At 52.9% G+C, this 22,170-nt stretch carries 29 protein-coding genes; 17 read left to right on the top strand and 12 right to left on the bottom strand.

The annotated features are described in order from the left end of the window. Positions 1 to 107: 107 nt before the first annotated feature. The 4 genes from hemC to PHE17_RS10795 are packed head-to-tail and all read left to right on the top strand — an operon-like array spanning position 108 to position 4,314. Positions 108 to 1,037: a hydroxymethylbilane synthase gene (gene hemC, locus PHE17_RS10810; protein WP_363320104.1), complete on the top strand. Its 930-nt coding sequence runs from the start codon at positions 108 to 110 to the stop codon at positions 1,035 to 1,037. Next, entirely contained in the window at positions 1,030 to 1,833 is an 804-nt protein-coding gene (locus PHE17_RS10805; protein WP_301015859.1) for a uroporphyrinogen-III synthase, read from the top strand. Before hemC ends, PHE17_RS10805 begins: the two co-directional genes overlap by 8 nt. Beyond that, positions 1,805 to 3,034, top strand: coding sequence for a uroporphyrinogen-III C-methyltransferase (locus PHE17_RS10800; RefSeq protein WP_301015858.1), 1,230 nt, complete (start codon positions 1,805 to 1,807; stop codon positions 3,032 to 3,034). Before PHE17_RS10805 ends, PHE17_RS10800 begins: the two co-directional genes overlap by 29 nt. Further along, on the top strand, positions 3,031 to 4,314 hold the full coding sequence (locus PHE17_RS10795; RefSeq protein WP_301015857.1) for a heme biosynthesis HemY N-terminal domain-containing protein: 1,284 nt from the start codon (positions 3,031 to 3,033) through the stop codon (positions 4,312 to 4,314). The genes PHE17_RS10800 and PHE17_RS10795 overlap by 4 nt, the downstream gene beginning before the upstream one ends. Here PHE17_RS10795 and PHE17_RS10790 read toward each other — a convergent pair. The 10 genes from PHE17_RS10790 to PHE17_RS10745 all read right to left on the bottom strand — a co-directional run bounded on the left by PHE17_RS10790 (position 4,309) and on the right by PHE17_RS10745 (position 10,850). Further along, entirely contained in the window at positions 4,309 to 5,532 is a 1,224-nt protein-coding gene (locus tag PHE17_RS10790; protein WP_301015856.1) for a malic enzyme-like NAD(P)-binding protein, read from the bottom strand. The genes PHE17_RS10795 and PHE17_RS10790 overlap by 6 nt on opposite strands. Before the next feature lie 16 nt (positions 5,533 to 5,548). Next, on the bottom strand, positions 5,549 to 6,538 hold the full coding sequence (locus PHE17_RS10785) for a M48 family metalloprotease (RefSeq protein ID WP_301015855.1): 990 nt from the start codon (positions 6,536 to 6,538) through the stop codon (positions 5,549 to 5,551). 81 nt (positions 6,539 to 6,619) lie between these two features. Then, complete coding sequence (locus PHE17_RS10780; protein ID WP_301015854.1) at positions 6,620 to 6,868, bottom strand: type B 50S ribosomal protein L31; 249 nt, start codon at positions 6,866 to 6,868, stop codon at positions 6,620 to 6,622. A 53-nt stretch (positions 6,869 to 6,921) separates the two neighbouring features. Then, entirely contained in the window at positions 6,922 to 7,614 is a 693-nt protein-coding gene (locus PHE17_RS10775) for an SIMPL domain-containing protein (protein ID WP_301015853.1), read from the bottom strand. A 97-nt stretch (positions 7,615 to 7,711) separates the two neighbouring features. Further along, positions 7,712 to 8,227, bottom strand: a complete 516-nt coding sequence (gene fabA, locus PHE17_RS10770) for a 3-hydroxyacyl-[acyl-carrier-protein] dehydratase FabA (RefSeq protein WP_301015852.1) — start codon at positions 8,225 to 8,227, stop codon at positions 7,712 to 7,714. Between the two features lie 79 nt (positions 8,228 to 8,306). Continuing rightward, positions 8,307 to 9,167, bottom strand: coding sequence for a 4-hydroxybenzoate octaprenyltransferase (ubiA, locus tag PHE17_RS10765; RefSeq protein WP_301015851.1), 861 nt, complete (start codon positions 9,165 to 9,167; stop codon positions 8,307 to 8,309). Continuing rightward, complete coding sequence (locus PHE17_RS10760; protein WP_301015850.1) at positions 9,164 to 9,481, bottom strand: (2Fe-2S) ferredoxin domain-containing protein; 318 nt, start codon at positions 9,479 to 9,481, stop codon at positions 9,164 to 9,166. Before PHE17_RS10760 ends, ubiA begins: the two co-directional genes overlap by 4 nt. 116 nt (positions 9,482 to 9,597) lie before the next feature. After that, positions 9,598 to 9,813 (bottom strand): hypothetical protein, encoded by a 216-nt coding sequence (locus PHE17_RS10755; protein ID WP_301015849.1) that lies wholly within the window; start codon positions 9,811 to 9,813, stop codon positions 9,598 to 9,600. A 220-nt stretch (positions 9,814 to 10,033) separates the two neighbouring features. After that, positions 10,034 to 10,393, bottom strand: a complete 360-nt coding sequence (locus PHE17_RS10750) for a polymer-forming cytoskeletal protein (RefSeq protein WP_301015848.1) — start codon at positions 10,391 to 10,393, stop codon at positions 10,034 to 10,036. Between the two features lie 73 nt (positions 10,394 to 10,466). Beyond that, the gene (locus tag PHE17_RS10745) at positions 10,467 to 10,850 is read right to left on the bottom strand and encodes a hypothetical protein (RefSeq protein WP_301015847.1); all 384 of its coding nucleotides are present in this window, start codon (positions 10,848 to 10,850) and stop codon (positions 10,467 to 10,469) included. Between the two features lie 369 nt (positions 10,851 to 11,219). Here PHE17_RS10745 and PHE17_RS10740 point away from each other — a divergent pair, with 369 nt between their 5' ends. The 10 genes from PHE17_RS10740 to PHE17_RS10695 all read left to right on the top strand — a co-directional run bounded on the left by PHE17_RS10740 (position 11,220) and on the right by PHE17_RS10695 (position 18,931). Further along, positions 11,220 to 11,750 carry a hypothetical protein gene (locus tag PHE17_RS10740; RefSeq protein ID WP_301015846.1) on the top strand — a complete coding sequence of 177 codons (531 nt, stop codon included), beginning with the start codon at positions 11,220 to 11,222 and terminating at the stop codon, positions 11,748 to 11,750. 24 nt (positions 11,751 to 11,774) lie between these two features. Then, a complete protein-coding gene (locus PHE17_RS10735) occupies positions 11,775 to 13,169 on the top strand; it encodes a hypothetical protein (protein WP_301015845.1) in 1,395 nt (464 codons plus the stop codon). Between the two features lie 3 nt (positions 13,170 to 13,172). After that, a complete protein-coding gene (locus PHE17_RS10730) occupies positions 13,173 to 13,715 on the top strand; it encodes an ATP/GTP-binding protein (protein ID WP_301015844.1) in 543 nt (180 codons plus the stop codon). Further along, entirely contained in the window at positions 13,715 to 14,362 is a 648-nt protein-coding gene (locus PHE17_RS10725; RefSeq protein ID WP_301015843.1) for a hypothetical protein, read from the top strand. The genes PHE17_RS10730 and PHE17_RS10725 overlap by 1 nt, the downstream gene beginning before the upstream one ends. 29 nt (positions 14,363 to 14,391) lie before the next feature. Beyond that, complete coding sequence (locus PHE17_RS10720) at positions 14,392 to 14,754, top strand: roadblock/LC7 domain-containing protein (RefSeq protein WP_301015842.1); 363 nt, start codon at positions 14,392 to 14,394, stop codon at positions 14,752 to 14,754. A 101-nt stretch (positions 14,755 to 14,855) separates the two neighbouring features. After that, the gene (locus tag PHE17_RS10715; protein ID WP_301015841.1) at positions 14,856 to 15,344 is read left to right on the top strand and encodes a PAS domain-containing protein; all 489 of its coding nucleotides are present in this window, start codon (positions 14,856 to 14,858) and stop codon (positions 15,342 to 15,344) included. A 4-nt stretch (positions 15,345 to 15,348) separates the two neighbouring features. Further along, the gene (locus PHE17_RS10710) at positions 15,349 to 16,095 is read left to right on the top strand and encodes a phosphate/phosphite/phosphonate ABC transporter substrate-binding protein (protein ID WP_301015840.1); all 747 of its coding nucleotides are present in this window, start codon (positions 15,349 to 15,351) and stop codon (positions 16,093 to 16,095) included. A 2-nt stretch (positions 16,096 to 16,097) separates the two neighbouring features. Beyond that, entirely contained in the window at positions 16,098 to 17,282 is a 1,185-nt protein-coding gene (locus tag PHE17_RS10705) for a FimV/HubP family polar landmark protein (protein WP_301015839.1), read from the top strand. Positions 17,283 to 17,494: 212 nt separating this feature from the next. Beyond that, the gene (locus PHE17_RS10700; RefSeq protein WP_301015838.1) at positions 17,495 to 18,235 is read left to right on the top strand and encodes an OmpA family protein; all 741 of its coding nucleotides are present in this window, start codon (positions 17,495 to 17,497) and stop codon (positions 18,233 to 18,235) included. A 15-nt stretch (positions 18,236 to 18,250) separates the two neighbouring features. Beyond that, positions 18,251 to 18,931, top strand: coding sequence for a hypothetical protein (locus PHE17_RS10695; protein WP_301015837.1), 681 nt, complete (start codon positions 18,251 to 18,253; stop codon positions 18,929 to 18,931). A gap of 6 nt (positions 18,932 to 18,937) precedes the next feature. Here the strand turns inward: PHE17_RS10695 and PHE17_RS10690 are convergent, their stop codons facing one another. Beyond that, the gene (locus PHE17_RS10690) at positions 18,938 to 19,432 is read right to left on the bottom strand and encodes a hypothetical protein (RefSeq protein WP_301015836.1); all 495 of its coding nucleotides are present in this window, start codon (positions 19,430 to 19,432) and stop codon (positions 18,938 to 18,940) included. Continuing rightward, positions 19,429 to 20,190, bottom strand: coding sequence for a TatD family hydrolase (locus PHE17_RS10685; protein WP_301015835.1), 762 nt, complete (start codon positions 20,188 to 20,190; stop codon positions 19,429 to 19,431). Before PHE17_RS10685 ends, PHE17_RS10690 begins: the two co-directional genes overlap by 4 nt. Positions 20,191 to 20,348: 158 nt before the next feature. On the opposite strand from PHE17_RS10685, the gene PHE17_RS10680 reads away from it, so the two are divergent. The 3 genes from PHE17_RS10680 (at position 20,349) to PHE17_RS10670 (ending at position 22,092) form a co-directional block, all read left to right on the top strand. Then, positions 20,349 to 20,474 carry a hypothetical protein gene (locus tag PHE17_RS10680; RefSeq protein ID WP_301015834.1) on the top strand — a complete coding sequence of 42 codons (126 nt, stop codon included), beginning with the start codon at positions 20,349 to 20,351 and terminating at the stop codon, positions 20,472 to 20,474. A 45-nt stretch (positions 20,475 to 20,519) separates the two neighbouring features. Beyond that, positions 20,520 to 21,200, top strand: a complete 681-nt coding sequence (locus PHE17_RS10675) for an alpha/beta hydrolase (protein ID WP_301015833.1) — start codon at positions 20,520 to 20,522, stop codon at positions 21,198 to 21,200. Positions 21,201 to 21,291: 91 nt separating this feature from the next. After that, on the top strand, positions 21,292 to 22,092 hold the full coding sequence (locus PHE17_RS10670; RefSeq protein WP_301015832.1) for a transglycosylase domain-containing protein: 801 nt from the start codon (positions 21,292 to 21,294) through the stop codon (positions 22,090 to 22,092). Positions 22,093 to 22,170 lie beyond the last annotated feature (78 nt).

The raw sequence follows: 22,170 nt of genomic DNA, 5'->3' as shown, positions 1-22,170 counted from the left end.
CGTTAAGGTAATCGGGGTATGCGCGACTTCCCGGTGCAAGGGATGGAAGTCTTGCCCACTTTGCCGTAAAGTGCAGAAATTCTATGAATCAGGCACACGTAGGAATTATGGCTGACACGATCCGCATCGCAACCCGCACCAGTCCCCTCGCCATGTGGCAGGCCGAACACGTCGCCCGCCGCTTACAAGAAGCCCACCCCGGCCTGCAAATCGAAATGGTTGGCATGGTCACACGCGGTGACAAAATCCTCGACAGCCCGCTATCCAAAATCGGTGGCAAAGGTTTGTTCGTTAAGGAATTGGAAATGGGGATGCTGGAAGGTACGGCTGATATTGCGGTGCATTCCATGAAAGACGTGCCGATGGATTTCCCCGAAGGTTTGCACCTGCCGGTTATCCTTGAGCGCGAAGACCCGCGTGATGCTTTCGTTTCTAACCGCTATGCCACCTTGGATGATTTGCCGCAAGGCGCTATTGTGGGCACGTCCAGCTTGCGCCGCCAAACCCAAATCCGGGCGCGTTACCCGCATTTACAGATCAAAGATTTGCGTGGCAACGTCAATACGCGCCTGTCGAAATTGGATAATGGCGAATACGATGCCATCATTTTGGCAGCGGCGGGTTTGATCCGTTTGGAATTCCAATCACGTATCACGGCTTACTTGTCGACCGAACAGAGCTTGCCTGCGATTGGTCAAGGTGCGGTGGGGATTGAATGCCGCCGTAATGACCCTCGGGTGGAAAGCCTGCTGGCTCCTTTGCGTCATGCGGAAACGACAGTTTGTGTGCGTGTCGAACGCGCCATGAACAAGCGCCTCAATGGTGGTTGCCAAATTCCGGTAGCGGGTTTTGCCGAGTTGGATGATGGGGCATTGCGGATGCGCGGTTTGATCGGCTTCCCCGATGGTTCTGCGGTCTATACTTGTGAATTGCGCGGTTGCTCGGTAGACCCCGAATCGCTGGGGGTTATGGTTGCGGAAGATTTGTTGGCGCAAGGCGGTGACAAGGTATTGGCGTCGCTGGGCATTCATGCCTAAAACCTTGCACGGCTTGCAGGTGGTTGTTACCCGCCCTGCACACCAGTCGGAAGCTTTTCGGCAACAACTGGAACAAGCCGGAGCGCAAGCCTTGTGTATCCCTGTCATTGAAGTCAGGGCAAGCGACCAACCGCAGGCGGCGCAGGCAATATTGGCAAGTTTGGCGTCTTACGATGCGGCGCTGTTCATCAGTGCCAATGCTGTTACCTTTGGCCTTGCAGCACTGGATGACGTGCAGCAACAAGTTTTACAGCGCCTGACTTTAGGTGCAATTGGTAAAAAGACAGCAAAAGCCTTGCAAGAACGCGGTTTCAACCCCCAATGGGTTCCGGCGCAAGGGTTTACCAGCGAAGATTTTCTGGCGATGCCGGAAGTACAACAGCTTGCGGGCAAGCGTATCCTGATTTTTCGGGGTGAGGGAGGGCGTGAGTTATTGGCAGATGGCTTACGCCAGCGCGGTGCGGTGGTGGATTATGTGGATGTTTATCAACGTATTTGTCCAAAACATGATGCCGGACAACTGAAACAACACCACGAACGCCAGCAGCTTGATATAATTGCCATCACCAGCAGCGAAGGGCTTTTGAACCTGCTCACGTTGCTGGATAATCCTGACTGGATAAAAACGGTTCCCCTGCTTGTGGGTAGCCAGCGAATGTTGGTAACAGCCCGGCAAGCCGGTTTTACAGGACTTATTGTCATTGCAGACAATCCCGGCGATGAGGCCATGTTGCAGGCACTCAATCAATGGGCACAGGAATCCCACGATGATCGACAAAACAGCACACGAAGCTGATAACAATAACGCCGATACCGCTGTTGATACGCTGGACGTACACAGCAGTGACCTAAAGTCTGGGCACGCCGCCCGTGCGGGTGGGGCGCGTTTTGCCCTGTTCCTTGCCATTTTGGCGCTGTCTTTTTCGGTGATCGGTATTGCGGCGGGTTATAAACACTGGCAACGCATGAATGATAAGGCCAATAAAGGTTTGGCTGAAATTGCGGCGTTGCGTGAGCAGTTGCAGCAAACCCCGCGCAATGATGCGATGGATGCCCTGCGTAAGGAATTGGCGGATAAAACCGCGCAATCCCAAACCGTCAGTGCCGATGCCGTCAAGGAAGTGGCGCGGATGCAAGAGCAAACCCGCCAGTTTGCCGACACGGTTGCCTCCCAAGTTGAGCAAGTAACATTCCTGCAAGCGCGGGCGCAGCAAACGGCTGCTCCTACCACGGCTGATGAGTGGCAAGTGGCGGAAGTCGAGTTCCTTTTGCAAGTGGCGAACCGCGAATTGCATCTGGCAAACAATGTCCAGACAGCCAAAGACAGCCTGAAAGAAGCCGATGCTGCGTTGGCGAAATTGGGTTCAGTTAATTATTTGCCGGTACGCCAGCAGATTGCCCGCGACATTGCCGCACTGGAAGCGGCTGCCGTGCCCGACATTGCTGCTACTTCGCAACACATCAGTGCCATGATGCTGGCGCTTAAACCCTTACCTGCCGCTGCCCCTGCACCGGATAAGCCAGCGGTTGAAGAACCGAAGCCGGAATTTGGGGAAGGCAATTCCCTCTGGGCAGAATATAAACGTAAGCTCAGCGATGCCATCGTGATCCGCCGCGCCGATGGCCCCTTGCAAACCGCGCTGGATGGCGATGCCCGCCAAAACCTGTACCAGTTGCTGTATTTACGCATGGAAACCCTGCGCTTGTTGCTGCTGCAACGTGACAATGCTGGATTCCATGCCCAGCTTGGTTTGCTGAAAGATACCACCAGCACTTACTACCCCAAAGATCAGGCAGAGCCACTGCTGAAAGAGCTGGGTGAATTCGACAAACTGGATTTGAAACCTGTGATGCCGGACATTTCTGCCAGCCTCAAGCAATTGGAAAGTGCCCGCCAGACAGAAACCACCAAACAGCAACCAGCGGCTGAAGGCAAAACCAAGCCAAGCGAGAAAGACCCTGCGAAAGCCAGCGCGAAAGGGGGTAAGGGCGAATGATTTTTTACCTCATCGTACTGCTGTTGCTGGTTGCAGGCGCGTTCTGGCTGGGGCAATTGGTGCTTTCCAATCCCGGTACTGCCAGCATTACGTGGGGCGTGTGGAGCTTGGAAATGAAAACCGCCACGCTGGTTGCCGCTGTGCTACTGGCGTGTTTGGCTTTCTACCTCTCGATTGCCCTGTTGCGTTACGTCTTCGGCTTGCGTAAAAACTTCAGCCGTTACCGGGAAGCGCGGCTGGGCAGCAAGGCTAACCGTGCGCTCAGCCAAGGCTTAATCCTGTTGACCGAAGGGCATTGGGAAAAGGCCGAGAAAGTATTGCTGGAACACGCTCCCCACAGCGAAACGCCAGTGCTCAACTACTTGGCGGCAGCACGCGCCGCACACATGCGGGAAGCCTATTCGCGCCGTGATGAATTGCTCAAATTGGCGATTGAAAGTGACAGCAAGGCCAATATTGCCGTGGGTGTTTCCCAAGCTGATATGCAAATTATCAGTGGGCAATTGGAGCAGGCGCACGCAACCCTGACGCGCCTGCGTGAGCTTTCCCCCAAACACCCTTATGTGCTTAAGCTGTTGGCAAAAGTCCTGTACCGGCAGGAATACTGGGATAGCCTGCTGGAGTTGTTGCCCGAACTGATCAAACAGAACCTGCTGAAGAATGATGAAATGGCTAAGGTGCAAGGCGCAACTTTGCAAGCCATGTTCCAGCAATACGCCAAAAACAAACAAACTGACAAGTTACAGGGCTTGTGGAAAAAGCTGCCCAGCGTGATCCGCGAAAATCCCGAAGCCATCTTATTGTACGCCCGCGCTTTGCACACGGCGGGGGACGAGCTTAGCTGTGCTAGTCTGATCAGCAATAACTTGGGTAAGCGTTGGGATGATGGCCTTGCTGACCTGTACGGGCGCATCCAGCACCACAGCTTGGGTAATGCCATCCAGCAAGCGGAAAAATGGCAACTCAGCCGCCCAGACAATAACCCAGCCTTGCTGCTGCTGTTGGCTCGCCTGTACAACCAGCAAAAATTGTGGGGGATGGCGAAAAGCTATTACGAGTCCAGCCTCAACCAAGCGCCGAACACCAAAGCCTATCTGGAGCTGGCGGAATTGCTGGATACCATGAAAGAGCCGGAGAATGCCCAGCGTTGCTACCGTCTCGGCTTACGCTACTGCATCCGGGGTGAAGGTGAAAAACTCACGCTGACTGTAACGCAGCGCCCGCAGGCTAACCCACAGGCGCATAGCGCAGTGCCCTTAACGCCTTACAACGGCTTATAAGGGCAGTCTTGCCACACCCGTATCGACAGCAGCTTGGGCAACGGCTGTCGGTACGCGCTCACGCAAACGCAGGTCGAATGGCTTAGGAATGATGTAATCCTTGCCGAACTCCAGCTTATCCAAGCCGTAAGCATCCAGCACGTTTTGCGGAACAGGTTCCCGTGCCAGTGCCGCCAATGCATTGACCGCCGCCTTCAGCATTTCCGTATTGATGCAACGCGCCCGCACATCCAAGGCCCCACGGAACAGGAATGGGAAGCCCAGTACATTATTGATCTGGTTCGGGTAGTCACTGCGCCCGGTTGCCATGATCAGGTCATCACGCGCCGCCAGCGCCAATGCTGGGGAAATTTCCGGGTCAGGGTTGGAAAGTGCAAACACAATCGGTTTGTCAGCCATGCTGTTGAGCATTTCCACCGTCATGACATTTGGCCCGGAAACACCGATAAATACGTCCGCATCCCGGCAAGCGTCTGCCAATGTGTGTTTGTCAGTTTCCACGGCGTATTGGCGTTTAAAAGCATTCAGGTCGGTGCGCCCGGTGTGCAGCACACCTTTGCTATCCACCATCAGCAGCTTTTGTTTGCTTGCGCCCAGTGCGGTCAGCAGGTTCATGGAAGCAACCCCGGCAGCGCCTGCGCCAACACACACAATGTTCACATCGTTGAGTTGCTTGCCTTGGATTTCCAGCGCATTCATCAGCCCGGCAGCAATGATGGTTGCCGTACCGTGCTGGTCGTCATGGAATACCGGAATGTCGAGCATTTCCTGCAAGCGCCGTTCGATCTCGAAACAGCGTGGGGCGGAAATGTCTTCCAGATTGATGCCGCCGAAAGTGCCCGCGATATTTTTTACCACGGTAATGAATTCTTCCACATCTTGGGTTTCTACTTCGATGTCGAACACATCCACATCTGCAAAGCGTTTGAACAGTACGCCCTTGCCTTCCATGACTGGCTTGCCTGCCAATGCGCCAACATTGCCCAAGCCCAAGACGGCGGAACCGTCAGAAATGACTGCGACCAGATTGCCTTTGCCAGTGTATTTGTAAGCGGCTTCGGGGTCTTTGTGGATTTCGCGCACGGGTTCAGCAACACCCGGTGTGTAAGCTAATGACAGGTCGCGTTGGGTGGCAGTGGGTTTGGTGATTTCCGTGGCAATTTTGCCGGGGCGTGGCTCGGCGTGATACTTCAACGCATCTTCTTTCAATGTGGACATGACTTCTCCTTGGGTATTATTGGATTGTTTTTAGCAATTGGCCGGGGCGCGGTTCACCGTTCGGGAACAGGCCATTTAATAGGCGTAAATGCATCGCAGCATTGTTACGTAAACGGCTGGATTGCGCCAGTGTCTCGAAGCTTTCGCCGGGGCGGGCAGTGATCAAGTGCATTTGTACCGTTTGCCCATTGCCCAACGGCATCCGTAAGCCTTCCAATCGGTGGAGATAGGCATCATGCCCCGGATCGCGGCTGCCAGGGCCGTATTGGCGGGCTTGCGCAATCAGTTGTTGTAAGCGCATGTCGTTGCTGGGGTGGGTGGAATACAGGTCGCGGTACGGGTCGCTCGCGCCGCCGGTAAACTGTTCGTAAGCTTGCAAAGTGGCAATCACATTGACCATGTAAGCGGGGTCGTAACCCGCGCGGGCAAGGTATTCTGCCCCCAGCCCATCGGCCTGTAATTCTTGGTCACGCCCGTATTTGCGTAAGGTCAGTTCAGTCAGGGTGCTGATCAGTTCCGGGTTCCCCAGTTTCTCGCCCAGCACTTTGGTGGCAATATCGCCGACTGCGCCCCACGAGGCTTGGCTGACGTTATGGCGGGCGCAAACGTGCCCAATTTCATGCCCCAATACTCCGGCGAGTTCCGCTTCAGAATTTAAGTAAGCCATCAGCCCGGTGGTAACGTAAATATACCCACCCGGTAAAGCAAAGGCATTGACCGCAGGATCATCCAACACCGTGAAACGGTAGGGTAAGTTACGGCGGTCGCTTTGTGCTGCGATCATTTGCCCGATGCGGCTGACATACGCCTGCAAACTGGCATCACGGTACGCGGTATTTTGTGCCATCACCTCTTGATCGGCTTGCTGCCCAGCAGCAACTTCATCATATTCCGACATGAGCGATAACTGGTTTTCCCCAGATACCGGGTTAGGTGCGCACCCCGCCAGTAAGGTCGGAATTGCCAATACGATACCTATCAACACCGCCGCATAGCGCATTTCCATATCTCCTCTGGCGAACAAATAAAAAAGGCGTCCATGAAGGACGCCTTTAATATGCATGATTCCAAAACAGTCTGCTAGGGCTTACTTGCCACGCGCATAACGGTTTTTGAATTTTTCTACGCGACCCGCAGTCGTGTTAACTGCTTGCTTACCAGTGTAGAACGGGTGTGACTGGCTGGAAATTTCCACCTTAACCAGTGGGTATTCTTTACCGTCTTCCCACGCGATATTTTCTTTGGTGTTGATGGTAGAGCGGGTCAGGAACGCGAAGCCGCTAGTCATATCTTGAAAGACGACTTCTCTGTAATTGGGATGAATGCCGGGCTTCATGTTGTGAAATCCTCAAATTATTCGGTACGTGCGAAAAGGGCGGCATCATACCGCTAATTGATTGAAAGTTCAATCTCGGCTTGCACGTTCACCTTGAGTTTTTGTTTGCCCGCTTCCAGTGATGGTGGGGCGGGTGCGGCGGCAGCGGCTGCATCCATTGCTGCCATGCGCATCATGGGCGGTTGGAAGTCATTGGCGGCTTGCACATCCAAGCGCACCACCCGGTATTCCCCGCGCCCCATATTGGTCTTAACTTGGTCTGCGCGTTTTTTGAAATTGGCGAGTGCGATACTGATCAGTTCGTCTTCGGTGCTGGTTTGCACTTCCGGCGAAACGCTGTAATTGATGCCTTCGATGCGCAGCTTTTCCTGCAACTTGCCCAGCAGGCCGCTCAGTGTTTTGCTGTCCTTGCTTTTGAGTTGGAGGCTTTGGCGTACCTGCCAGCCGGTCACGCGCCCGTCGGTGTACAGCGGGTTGGTGGTGTAATCCAGCGTGCGGGCTTCGACGGCGCTTTCCTGTTTGGCGACCCCCATGGCCCACGTAATGGCTTGGTTAACTGTATCCGCCATTGCCACGGTATCTTGCCCCTGTTGTTCGGCGTACAGGACGGCGGTCAGCACATCATTGGGCACTTCTTTTTCAGCACTGACGGTGAAGGCAATGCGGTCGTAAACGGGTTTGTCTTCGGCATGGGCAGCGCTCAAGGCTGATAGCCCCAGCAGCAAGGCTGCGAATTGTTTTTTCATGGTACTTCTCCTGATCAAGTGTGGCGGTAAACTTCCTGCCCGATTGGACAACCAGCGGGCAAGAAGTTCATGTTCCCTATTCAGGAGTGTAGGCGGATCAGAAGTTCTCCGTAGAAGTAAACAGACCAACGCGCAGGTCTTTGGCTGTGTAAATTTCGCGCCCATCCACTTCCATGCTGGCGTCACCAATACCCATCACCAGTTTGCGGGTGATGACGCGGGTAAGGTTGACTTTGTAGGTAACTTTTTTCGCTTTCGGCAGTACTTGCCCAAAGAATTTGACTTCGCCAACCCCGAGTGCCCGCCCATGCCCCGGATTGCCCAGCCATGCAAGGTAGAAACCGATGATTTGCCACATAGCATCTAGACCCAAGCAACCGGGCATTACCGGGTCGCCGGGGAAGTGGCAATCAAAGAACCACAGGTCAGGGGTGATGTCCAGTTCTGCCAAAATGTGGCCTTTGCCATGCGTGCCGCCGTCGGCGCTGATTTCGAGGACGCGATCCATCATCAGCATGTTTGGCGTGGGCAATTGCGCATTACCGGGGCCGAACATTTCGCCACGACCGCATTGCAGGAGTTCTTCACGGGTAAAACTGGATTGTCTGGACATAAAGCAAGCTCAGGGTAAAAAATATAAAGCACGGATTGTAACGGAAATATGACAGCGCAGGAACGGACTTGTAACCGTCTTACGCCAGCGCATAGTCGGTTGCCAAGCCCACAAACACTGCCATCCCCAGCCAGTGGTTGTTGAGGAACGCTCGCAGGCTTGGCAAAGGCTCACGGTTACGGATCAACCATTGCTGGTAAACAGCGAAACCACTGGCTACCAATAAACCCAGCCAGTACCAAATACCCCGTCCGACAAGGACACCAACCAGTGCCAGTAATAGCAAGGTCGCCACCTGCAAAATGCCTACGATCAAACGGTCATGCTGCCCAAACAGGATGGCGGTCGACTTGATGCCGATTTTCAGGTCATCTTCGCGGTCACACATGGCATAGAGGGTATCGTAAGCGGTCGTCCACAATACTGCCGCAATAAACAGCAGCCACGCCACCAACGGCGGCATTTCCCCACTGACGGCAGTGAAGGCCATCGGGATTGCCCACGAAAATGCCGCGCCCAGATGCACTTGTGGCAAGTGATGGAAGCGTTTCATAAACGGGTAAGTGACTGCCAACAGCACCGCCACCAGCGACAGGGCGATGGTCAGGGTATTCAGGTACAGTTCCAATAGGAAGGACAGCAAGGCCAATACGGCGAATACGCCCACAGCTTCCCGTGAGGTGATATACCCAGCCGCTAACGGGCGGGTTTTGGTGCGTTGTACGTGTGGGTCAAAATCACGGTCAGCGTAATCGTTAATGGCACACCCTGCCGAGCGCATCAGCACCACACCTGCAACAAACACAAATAGGATACCGAAATCCGGTACACCTTGTGCTGCAATCCACAGCGCCCACAGCGTAGGCCAGAGTAACAAATAAATGCCGATAGGCCGGTCAAGCCGCACCAAGCGGATGTAATGATGCAGCTTTTCCCTCATTGTGGGTCGAGCATCAAACGTTTGACGGGGTTGCCGTTTTGCAGATGGCTTTCGATGATTTCGTCGATGTCTTCTTTGTCCACCCACGTGTACCAAATGGCTTCTGGGTAAACGACTACCACCGGGCCTTCGGCGCAGCGGTTCAGGCAACTGGCGGAATTGATGCGGGATTTGCCGTCTTTGTGTAAACCCAGTTCCTTGGTGCGCTGTTTGGCGTAGTCACGCATGGCTTGGGAATCAAAGTTGGCGCAACAGGCTTCCCCGTTTTCGCGCTGGTTGGTGCAGAAAAAGACGTGGTATTGGTAGAAACTCATGGGTAGTGGCTTGCCTTGGGGAACATAGGCTGATTATGCCAGAGAGGAGGATACCCACAAAACAAAACAGGGCGGAAATCCGCCCTGTTTCGATCAATCAGCCAACGGCCGGTTGATTATTTTGGTGCAGCAGGAGCAGCAGCAGGGGCAGCTTGACCTTCCATACCAGACATGCCACCCATGCCTTGTTGGGCAGGTGCAGCAGGAGCGGCAGGTGCAGCGGCAGCAGGAGCTTCAGCTTTAGGAGCTTCTGCGCCTTCTTTCTTTTCGCCACAAGCAGTCAGAGCGAAAGCAGCCAGCAGTGCAGCAATCAGCAGACGATATTGAGTCATTTTCTTAATCTCCACAAAACATTAATAAAATGTATAAACAGTGAGCAGCATCCGTTTTGGACATCTGCCTGAGCAACTGTCTACAATTCCACACTGTAGACTGTATTTGCACGAGCAATCCCGCCGGGTTTCCGACTAGGGTCACTACGCTGGTAATGCTAGCATCCTTTTCAACCTTTTGTATAAGTTTTTTGGCATCTCTTGACCAAGATACAGAGTGCTACCCCGTGGTCGACCCATTGAGGTAAGTCAGAATGCCATTAACACTCGCACCTTCGTCGATCTGTAACTCTGCGTAATGGATATTACCGATAACTTCCGCACCTGCCTTCAAGGAAATGCGGCGGGAAGCAAAGACATCACCCGCAATTTTGCCTGCGACAATCACGGTGGGGGCACGGAGTTCCCCGATGACCTCGCTCCCGCTCTGGATGTAAAGGGCAGCAGACGAATCAATAGGGGCAACGATGTTGCCATTAACCCGGCCTTGGATGTACAGGTTGCCATTAAACGAGATGTCGCCAACGATCTCGACGTTCTGCTCAAGCAGGGAAGCAGAGGAAGAATTTCTGGTGGTCATGTCATGCCTTCTAGGTCAATTCAAAGGAGCGCGTTTTGCCGATAGTAGCAGTACTCCAGCAAAACATCATTCCTTACGAGCGAAGGGACTCAAGTTCATGTTCCAGCGCGGCAATCGTGTCATCACGCAGTTGCAGGTCTTCCATCAGCGCCTGAACCCGTATCTCTGCGGTTTCCAATTTTTCCAGCACGTCGCCATCGGTGCTTTCCGTATTTTCCATCCGCGCCCGAAGTTTTTCTACTTGGTCTTCGGCTTCTTTCAGGTCACGGCGTAAGGCAGCATTGTCCCGGTGGCACTGTTCCAAGCGGAAGCGTGACTCAAAGGGGTTGTCGGGCAGCTCTTTGGAGGCTGGGAAGCTAGCATCGGGTAACTTTCCACGTGTCCACCAGCCTATCCACAGCCCTGCGAGCACGGCAATGATTAAAATTAGTACAATTTGTGTTATCAGGTATAACATCGGCAACTCCCTGCACATCCTTATAACCCAACATTCTAGCAGTATCAGGCAACTAGGGTGTGACACCTTTTATCCGAAAAAGATTTTCTGCTCCAATTTATAGACTATGATCAAAAAAACTTCTGCTACATGCGAAGAATTCGGCTATATAGGATAAGTACTTTTTACGGTTCCGAACTTATGCTTGGAAAGTTGCTACGCGGGGGGAGCACGCAAGTTCCTCCAGAACTGCCGCTGGCTTTTAGCCTTGAGGGAGAAAGACGGCTGCGGGTTCAACAAGATTATTCACCAGTAAACGCTTGGCGTTTCCTGTCACATCACATACGTCGTTACCCTCACGACTTAAGAGGTCATACCCAGCGCATTTTATTGGCGCAGGCTGAGCCTCTGCGTGACCGCTTGGCTGGGAGCCTGCAAGACATATTTCTTGCCTTGGGGTCTTCGGGTCAACAGTTGCGTGGTCGTTTGCTGGAGCTTGTCAAGGATGACCTTGACGATGCTGACCGGGCGTTTTTCACGAAATGGCTGGAAGGCGGTGGCGATTCACTCAGTGGGGTGGCTCAGTGGCGCAGAGGCTCGTTGCTTGCGACAGGGCAAGATGCTGCCGCTGCCAGCTTGCTGCACGTTGAGCGCAGCCAAGAAACGGCACAGTATACGGATGTTATGGAAGAGGTGATCGCCTGCCTTGAATATGGGCAAGTTGATACTGCGAGGGAATTGCTGGAAGCAGAAATGTTTGCTGGCAGGGCAGATGAAGCCATGGAACAAGAACTTGTGAATATTTACCAATACACACGCGACAGGGAGAGGCTGGATGCCATGATCATGCATTTACAGGACGCCGGGCGCAATATCTCCGCCTTATGGAAGGAGAAACAGCAAGAATCCGAAAATTGGTAGAAAAGCGATAAACAGGCTGGATCTATGCTGAAACATTCCAAAACTGGCCCACTGAAAGTTGCACTTCTGAGTGTTGGCCCGCATAACCGGGCGATCCTAGAGTTTTTCTTTGCTGGTGCAGGCCGTAGCTTATTTAAAACGGTTTCCATACCGGAGGCGGAGGCATTGATCGTTGATTACGATCATGTGGGCGCTAAGGATGAATGGGAGCAACAGTCCAACACCCACAAGCCGGGTATTGTGCTTTCTGTGCATCCCGTGGAGTTATCCAATACCATCTGGCTTCCTAAGCCACTGACTTCCAAGGCGTTGACGGAGGCGGTCGGGCGTGTGTATGCGCTGGCTAGCGCAGCCGAAGCGGCGGCAGCACCTGCGCCCGTAGCAGCGGAACCGCCACCCAAGCGGGAAGTTGTACGGGAAGAGCCGGTGGTGTCGTCATCAGCGCCGCAGCAATTATTTGGCGGTGGATCTTTTCCGCAACCATTTGGCGTTTCCGCCAAACCTGCCCGTAAGTTGCGCTCGCTGGTCATTGATTTATCCGATGAGGATGATGAGGACGACAGCTCGCTGGTAGCTAAACCTGTAGCCCCTGAAGTAGCGGCAGAAGTAGAAAAGGTGTTTGACCCGGCAGAAGCCAACATTTCCATGGAGGAAGTGGCCCGCACGGTTGAACCAGAGGTTCCACCCGAAGTTGCTGAGCAGCGCTGGCGTGAGTTGTGTGGTGATCGCGAGGATATTGATGACCCTTCCGATCGGCGCATGGATGCGATTTTCTTTACGCCGGAAAACTACCTGTTGAGCAATGTGTTGGAGGCCGTCAGGCTGGCGCGACAGTCCAACCAAAGTGTGCAACTTAAGCTGCCGGGTGGTGGTTACGCCTTGCTGATGCCGGACATGAGCCAAGCTTACTGTACGCTCGATACCCGTGCGGATGAATTTGCCATGCTATGCAATAACCCTGTGCAAACAGGACAAGTTGCACTACATATACCCAGTAGTACCGAGCTTTTACAATTGGAAGAAGAAGCCCGCGACCATGCGGGGGGGATTCTTGACCTCGAAGCCTTTATCTGGGTGGTTAGCCTGTTGACAGCACAAGGGCGTTTGAGCCGCAATGTGGATGTCAATAAGCGGATTGCCTTGAAACACTGGCCGAACATGACACGCCTTGAACAGTTTCCACAAGTTATGCGTATTGCTGCCTTGTGGAGCCAGCGTCCGGGCACTCTGTTCGAGATTGCCAAAGCCCTAGATATACCGCAGCGCTACGTGTTTTCATTTTACACAGCAGCCAGCACACTTAATCTGTTTGAACTGGATCAGACTAAACTCAAGAGCCGGGAAAAAGAGAAGCCACAGGAAAGCCGTGGGCTGTTCGCGCGTCTGTTGAAGCGTCTGCTGGGAGGAGGCAAAAAGTAGTTTATGAGCATGATCAACCGCAAAATCATTTTTACTGGGCCTGTTGGTGCAGGCAAGACCACTGCCATTGCCGCTATCAGCGATATAAAGCCGATAACCACAGACGAATACGCCTCAGACATGACCAAAAGCCGTAAGCCGCAAACTACGGTGGCGATGGACTATGGGCTGATCCGCTTGAGCGATAAGGAACGGGTGCATTTATATGGCACGCCGGGACAAGAACGCTTTGATTTCATGTGGGATATTTTGACCAAGGGTGGGATAGGACTCGTCCTGCTGTTGGACAATACCCGTAAAGACCCTTTTCAGGATATGCGTTTTTACACCAACGCATTCCGTGATTTTATCGAAAAGCAACAAATGGTAGTTGGTGTCACCCGGATGGATTTGCAACACAAACCGGGCTTGGCTGACTATCGGCAGTGCTTAGAATCACTTTCCCTGCCATCGCCGATATTTGAGATCGACGCACGCAGTCACAAGGATGTCACCATGTTGATTCAGGCTCTGCTGTTTTCACTGGATCCGGGAGTGACAAACTGATGAGCGAGTACATACTCACAGAAAACCTGTACTTAGGCATTACGCCGGGTGGCACGTATTACGCCGTACAGGATAAATCTGACGAACCAGGCCGCGAATTCCTGCACCGTCTTATGCAGGAGGCGGAAACCCCAGTATTTAACGTGGGTGTCGCCTGTGAGCTTAGCGGCTATAAAAAGAAACGGGCCTTGGAGTTTGTCCATTGGCTACAGGAAGCGGGTTTGGTACTTGGCCTAGAGCAGAGTGAGTCTGCCCCACAGGAAACACTGGAACGCTTGCTGCCACAATTGCTACGCACCATGTCGGATGAAGGTAAGGCGATCCTCGCGGAAAGCCGTGGCCTTTACCTCGGCAGTGCTGGTTATACCCATGAAGCGGCGGAAGAGCTTGCTGCACTCAGTGCCAACTTGACGGCTGTTTACGCCCGTCATAAGGAACTGTTGCAGGGCAACCTCGGCTATCGCCAGCGTGCGTGGGGTCTGGTGGATGCCAGTGGCAATAGTGAGGTTGGTTTCTGGCCGCTATACATTGGTCAAAACCGTTTTACGCTAATTATCGGCGGTATTCCCCAGTTCAACCAGCCCGGCTTCAAACGCTTGGTTTGGGCGTTAGAAATGCGTTACGGCAAAACTGAAATACCTGTCTGATATAAACACAACCAAGGAGAGAAAATTACATGCGCTCTGAAATGCTTAACTCTATCCTGAGTGACCTGAATGGTTCTTCTGCGGACATTGAAGCTTCTGCGGTGTTATCAACTGACGGCCTGATGATGGCCTCCCTGCTGCCGGGCAGCATGGATGAAGACCGCGTAGGCGCAATGAGTGCCGCGATGTTGTCACTCGGCGACCGTACTGCTGAAGAACTGGCTCGCGGCGCACTGGAGCAAGTACTGATCAAAGGCGACAAGGGTTATATTTTGATGACCCATGCGGGTAAAGAAGCTGTTGTGACGGTATTGGCAAAGCCTAATGCACGTCTTGGCTTGATTTTCCTTGACGTGAAACGTGCGGCAGAGAATATCGGAAAAATCATCTGATTGAGGTTGCCCCTTTAGAAGGGTTAACGCATGTAGCCTAAACAATAAAAGGCGGTTCGGTATCCGCTGCTTACCGGATGCAGAATCAAGAGAGATGTACGATGGACGACATGACAACAAAGGATGTGCAGGAGCCTTATACCAAGCACCTGTTGCATTACTTCGATGGCACTTCGCGGTACGTCCTCATCAAAGATGAGGAAGTGCCTTTTCCTGAGGGCAAGTTAATTGTTTCCCGCACAGATTTGCAAGGAATAATTACCCATTGTAATCAGGCATTTATAGAGATGTCAGGCTATACGGAAGAAGAGCTGATTGGGCAGCCACATTACATCCTTAGGCATCCTGATATGCCGAAGGTTGCTTTCAAAGATGCGTGGGATACGGTGGGTAGTGGTGTCAAATGGCATGGCTACGTCAAAAACTTGCGCAAAGATGGACGCTACTACTGGGTTTACGCAACGATCATTCTCAATATACGTGACGGAAAGCCCGTCAGTTGCACATCTGTGCGGCGTAAACCATCACGTACTCAGGTTGATGCATGTACGGCGCTATATGCTAAATTAAGACAGGCGGAAGAGGAGTAAAGGTATGCGTTACGTTATGACGGTCAGCCCTGATTTCCCCCCCGGTCAGATTGCAGGTTGGTATATTTTTAACACATGGTTGCAACGCCAGTTGGGGGAGCATATCCATGTGGAGCTTTATTCTGATTTTGAAGCTCAGCGTAAAGCTATTCGGGAAGGTCAGATTGACCTGATCTACGCTAATCCGTTTGATGCGGCGATGCTGGTGCGTGAAGAAGGCTTTACTGCTATTGCTGCGCCATTGAGCAAACCCGATGAGGCGGTGATTGCGGTAGCGGTTGATTCCCCAATACAGCAGGTGGCGGATTTAAAACCGGGAACCCGGATTGCCGCTACGGATGACCCGGATGTCAACTTGATTTCCATGATCATGTTGGAGCCAGCGGACTTGTCTGCGCAGAATACCCAGACACAAACGGTGGGGACTTATATCCTAGTTGCTAAACAAGTGTTGCAAGGCAAGGCGGATGTCGGTTTCTTCCTGAAAGATGCTTTCGCCGGGCTTTCTGGCATGATCCAACGGCAATTGCGGGTGTTAGTACGCAGCGAAATTCATGTTATCCGGCATGTTTTGCTGGTAGGCCCCCGCTTGCGGGAGCGGCACGGTGATTTATGGAACCTTTTGTCTGAAATGGGAGAGAACGACAAAGGAAGGGATGCGCTTAAAAATTTGGGCTTGCAAGGCTGGGAAATGCAGACCCAAGAAGACACTGAATTTATGATTGACCTGATGGACACACTGGTTAACTAGCCATGAAAAACACCTTCCAAACAATCCGGCTGTCGGTGCTAGCCTCTACCTTGGTCATTGCGCTCTGCTCCTCTGGCATGGCAATGGCTGAAGGCAAGACGTGGGAAATCAAACCGAATGACACCTTGGGTGTCGTTGTTGCCAAGCAATATTCGGGTTACGCCAACCGGCCTGCCATTATGCAGGCAATCCTCAAGGCCAACCCGGATGCCTTTATTGGCAACAACCTTAACCGTCTGATTGTCGGCAAGGTTTTGAATTTGCCGGATGCCAGCACGATCCCTGATCTCAAGCCACCTGTAGCGGCGGGTGGTACGGCGGATAAGGCGACGCTGGAGCGCTTGAAAACGCTTGAAGCAGACCGTGCGGAGATGGAGGAGACCCTGAAACTGCTGGAAGAAGAGAACGCTTCCTTGCAGGAGATGGTGAAAAATTACGAAGAAGCTAAGCAATCCAAAGATGCTGAGCTTGCCAAGCTGAATGATAAGGTGAAAGAGCTGGAGGCGTCGCTGGCTGCTTCTGGAGGTAAGCCTGCACCTACGACTGCCGCCGTTACAGAGGGTGGCGGTGATCTGGCTACATTAAAAGGCAGTGTTGACAGTTTACAGGCTGAAAATACCGACCTTAAAAGCCAATTAGAGAACAGCAAGAAAGAGTTGGCTGACAACCAGCGCGTTACGGAAGAGCTGAAAACTCAACTGGCTGACTTGAAACGCCAGAATGAAACGCTGAGTAATGACCTACAACAGGCACATGCTGCGGCCAGCGTGGCGGAGAGCAAGGCTTCCAGTGGCAATTGGTGGCCTTGGGCGCTGTTGGGTTTGATGGCATTACTGATGTTGCCGTTGTTGTGGTTGCTCAAACGTAACCGCGAAGAGACGTTGGTAACAACAGTTGCAGCACCACCCAAGGCAGAACCCCTTGCAAAAGTGGTTGCACCTGTTAGCACAACCGCTGAAACCTATTCCGACAATACACCGCCGCCAATGCCAGTGATGCCCGTCGTGGCTGATACGGGCGAACGTGCGCTGGAAGACCCCGATACCGAACTCAAGCTGGATATTGCCCGTGCTTATTTGGATTTGCGTGATTCGACAGCAGCGGCTGATATTCTGAAGGAAGTCATTGCCGAAGGCGGCGAGCGCCAGAAGCAAGAAGCCCGCGAAATTTTGTCATTCATTGCCTAATAAATCACTGCGGGTACGGGCTATACAGATAGCCCGTACCTGTTTCAATACATCCCATTTATTCCCTAAAAGCAGCAAGTTATCCTGCTTATCCCCTTATTCTTTCCCTCTATCTACTTATCAGTAGCCGGTAATCAACGTCAAGCTCTAACCTATAAGTCAAACCATTGGTCTATATTCTATGGTTCTTGTAACGATAGATGGAGTTTCAGATGCCTGACTCAACACGAAGCACCCAGCAATTATTTCCGCTCATGGCGCTGTTAACACTGCTGGTGGTTGCGACACTTACCCTGCTTACCTTGTGGTTCAAGCAGCCCGTTATTGAAACAGATTTGTTGCAACGTGCGCGTCAAACGCTAACGGAAGCGGGTTTGCCGCCCAGTGGCCTCCACTTTAGCGGGCGCGATGGTGTCCTGAGTGGGACTGTGGCAAGTGAAGCTGAGGCTAGCCGCTTAGTTGAGATCGCCAGTCAGGTTTATGGTGTGCGGGATGTCGATAACCAGCTTATCGTGGCAAGTACAGCAGCGTATGGGCAGGTGGGGATGCTGGAGATACCCGCGCAGCTTAGTAAAGGCTGGCATGTTCCCGCCAGACAACATGCGGTTGAACAAATTGACTTGAGTGAGATCCAGTTTGCGTATTCCAAGGCGGAACTCGATACGGATGCGATGGAAGTATTGGATAAAGTGGTCGCCCAGTTATACAAGGAACCCGTCGGTACAGTGATTGAGGTTTCTGCCCATACCGACAGTAATGGTACGGCTTTAGGGAATATGGCGGTCACTCAGGCGCGTGCTGATGTTGTGCGGAATTACTTGTTGTCCCAAGGGATCAATGCCGCCCAAGTCAAAGCGCAAGGCTATGGTTCAGCACTCCCTGTTGCAGGGAATGACACCGATGCGGGCAGGAAGCAAAACCGGCGCATCGAAATCACCGTCCTTAGGGAGTAGTAGATGGAGTATTTTGTGATTCAGACTGCAATTTTTTTATTGTTGGCCGCTGTTGCGGGAATAGCTTTAGGCTGGTGGGGTGCGCGGCTTGTCCATGCCAACCTTACCGCCAATTGCCAGAATGAGCTGGCAGGCTTGCGCCGCAACTATGAAGATGCCATCAAAGACAACCTGCTTTTGCGTACCCAGTTGCGGCAGATGGAAGGTGCATTGCGCAAAGTGGGCACTACCTCGTCTAATGCCGATTACGGTGAGTTTCTGGAAACGCGCAAAGCGCTGGAAACGACCCGCCGCCAATACGAGGCATTGCTGGAGAAGTTGCATCAGCAGGAAAAGTCGCTGAATCAGTTTCGTACCCAGTTACAAAGCCGCAAAGCAGAACTGGATGAACTCAAGCAGTCAATCACCGTACCCGCTAAAGATGCCAGCACACCGCTTGCTTCCTTGGGTAAAGCTTCAGAGCCAGAGCTGGTTGCCAGTGACGACCTGACCTGTATTCAAGGTGTTAACCAGTCACTGGCGAGTAAGTTACGTGCCTTGGGTATCATCAGCTACCGTCAGATTGCGGAGTTTACCCGTGATGACATCAACAGCGTCCAACGCATTATCGGGGTGGAAAGCAAGTTGCCGGTTGATGAATGGATTCAGAATGCCCATTCACTTTTCCAGCAAAAATGCAGCCAGCCGCAACTGTAATCGTGCTTAGAATTTGTTGGCTTGCTGGCTCGTCCGCACAATCAGAAAACCACGTTGCCGTTCGGCATCATAGATCAGCCCCAATTCATTCCCGTCTTGCGTGCCGATAAAGCAGGTTTGGCGTTCCAGTGATGCCGGTTGCCACCAGCTTGCGGGAGGGTTTTTTCCGTTAAACGCGGTCTGCAAGTATTCGGGGGTGAGTGCGTGCTGTTGCAGGTGATGTTTACGGATAAAGTTTTCAATCGGTTGGCGGGCGACGGTGAAAGCAAACCATGAGGTGCTCCCTTGTGGCGAGAGCCGCTTGATGCCGTTGACCTCGCTGAAAGCGTCAGATGTCGCGCCAGACCAGTCTGCCAAGGCTTGTTTTACATCAACGGGGTTCGCGGTTTGGTAGCGGGTTTCCGGTAAGGGCAGGAGCATTTCAGCGATATAGGGTGTTGCGACGACGGCAGCAACGGAGAGCAGGATGGCAGACATCAAAACGGGAAAGAAATATTTCATAGCTTGAATAGTCGTGTTGCGTTGTGGGTAGTGGCCTTGGCAATGTGCGCGATAGTATCACCACGCAACGCGGCAAGGGTAGTGGCAATCACCGACAAGCGGGTGGGGTCATTGCGTTTTCCGCGCCATGCACTATCGGGTTGGTCGGGGGCATCGGTTTCCAGCAATAGGGCTTCCAGCGGGACGTTGGCTAGTACCGTGCGTAAACGTTGGGCGCGTGGATAGGTGCAAGTTCCACCGACCCCCAGATAGAAGCCGAGCCGGATGAGGGTGTTGGCTTGCTGCTGACTTCCGGCAAAGCTATGGATGACGCCACAGAGACCGGGAAAACGGCGCAGGTATTTGATGATGGCATCGACCGAGCGGCGGGCGTGGATGATCAGGGGCAGGTTGAACTCCCGCGCCAGTTTCAGGTGTTCGACAAATAAGGCTTCCTGCTGCGTCACATCCAGTTCGGGGAGGAAGAAATCCAGCCCGCACTCACCGATCGCAACAGGGTTCTCGCGTTCCAGCCAGCCGCGCAGTTCCTTTACATGTTCGGGGCGGTGTTCTGCCAAATAGATTGGGTGCAGGCCGTAACTGGCGTGGAAAGCGGGCGAGGTGGCGCATACGTCACGCAAACGTGCCCAGTGGGCGGCACTGACGGCGGGGAAAATCAAATCGCTGACGCCAACAGCTTGTATTTGCTGGGTCAGATCAATGCGGTCAGCCGCAAAATCGGGTTCGTCGAAGTGGCAGTGGGTGTCAATCAGCCTCATGGTGGTTTCATCGGATGGCAAAGCGCTATTATAAGCCGGAATGCACATGAAAACGCTCCACCATCTTTCTCTGCGGCCTGCACGATTCCTGCAAAGGATTGTTGTATGCTGCGCCTAACGACTATCCTGTTGCGGATCGTGACGGAGGCGAACCCCACATGAATATCCCGCGTTCACCGAAAATCATGCTGTTCATCTTAGCACTGGCCTTGCCGGGCGGTGTGTTATTGCTACTGTTCCCGCTGGTACATGACTTGAAAACCCGGCTCTGGCGTAGCCGTTAAATCGCCTGCCAGCAATATTTCAACTGTAAAAACAAAGACGCAAGCATGATAAAAAAACTGGTACTGCTCCCCGGTCTTGATGGCACGGGTTTGTTATTCCAGCCATTGTTGGAACAGTTGGGTAGTGACTTTTCCGTACAAATCATCCGCTACCCTCCTGATCAATGTCAGTCGGTGCAAACTTTGGCGGCGCAAGTGAGAGAACAGGTGGTATTCGATAGCGATACCGTGTTGCTGGCAGAATCGTTTTCTGGCTTGGTAGCGATGGAATTGCTGCGGCAAAATATCCCACTGCACAGCATCATTTTCTGTGCCTCATTTGCCAGTACGCCGCGCCCTTGGTTACTGAAACTTGCCACGATTTTGCCGTTGGAACTATTGTTTCAATTGCCGTTGCCGGATTTCCTGCTGCGTTGGCTGGGGTTGAATGCGCGGTTGATTGGGCTAATTCGGCAAGTGCGGGAACAGGTTTCGCCTGCGGTGTTTGCGTACCGATTGCGCCTGATTGCGGCGGCACAGCATCAGCCGCAGGAACAGCGGTGGGAAATACCTTGTCGCTACCTGCGAGCGGCGGATGATTGGGCAGTGCCGGAGCGTTGTGCGGAAGCATTGCGGCAGTATTTTACGACGGTGAAGGTGACACGCATCAAGCAATCGGGACATTTTCTGCTGCAAAGTCAACCTGCGGCGTGTGCAACGCTAGTCAAACATCAGATGTCTTTCTAAATCCACAAAAGTTACGGCAAGCCTGCATATTTCCTGCAAACCTCAGGTGAATAATCCTGTCTGAAATACGAACCAAAACCGGGGAACAGGAATGAATGGGGACGGTATAGGAAAACGGGGAATCAGGCGGTTGCTGCTGGCGACTATCGCGGTCATGTTGTTTGGCCTGATTGCGGCAACCGCGTGGTACGACCACGACATACGTACCGCACGCCAGCAAACACCAGAACTGGTACAAGCTGCTTTCAAGCGTTATGGTGCATCCTTGCGGCCTGCCGATTTGTCGCCCGAACGCAAGGCCATGCTGTTGACCATTGAAGACCCAACCTTCCTGTACCATCATGGCGTCGATCTGGCGACACCCGGCGCAGGCATGACCACGATTACGCAGGGGTTAGTAAAACAGCTTTATTTCCCAGAAGGTTTCCGCCCCGGCATCGCAAAAATCCGCCAGACCCTGATCGCCCAATACGCGCTGGATGCATTGGTTTCCAAGGATGAACAATTACGCCTGTTCCTGAACATTTCCTATCTCGGCGATGTTGATGGCAAGGCGGTACATGGTTTCGCGGATGCTGCCCACACGTATTTTGGTAAGGAGTTTGCCGCGCTGAATGATGAAGAGTTCCTCTCGCTAGTAGCCATGCTGATCGGCCCGAATGCTTTCAAACCGGGTTCATTCGCGCACACTGAACGGATGCAACGTATCCATGCCTATCTCGCGGGTGAAATCCGGCCTGCCAGCTTGTTGGATGTGGAATACAACGGCAAGCAAAGCGGTTCACTAGCCGAAGAAGCACTGATGGCATTGTTACGCCTGACCACGGATACTAACCCGCATGACTCTGTACACGACAATTTTCCTAATCAGCGGTTTTCAGCAGCAAGGTGACATTGCCATTTGCCTTAGCGATTAAGTTTGGAGGCCATAAAAACAGCATCCACAAGCGGAGGTTTTCTGCCACTGCAC

The organism is Thiothrix sp. (genome assembly GCF_028714775.1).
Taxonomy (GTDB): domain Bacteria; phylum Pseudomonadota; class Gammaproteobacteria; order Thiotrichales; family Thiotrichaceae; genus Thiothrix.
This window is presented reverse-complemented; position numbering and strand designations above follow the sequence as displayed.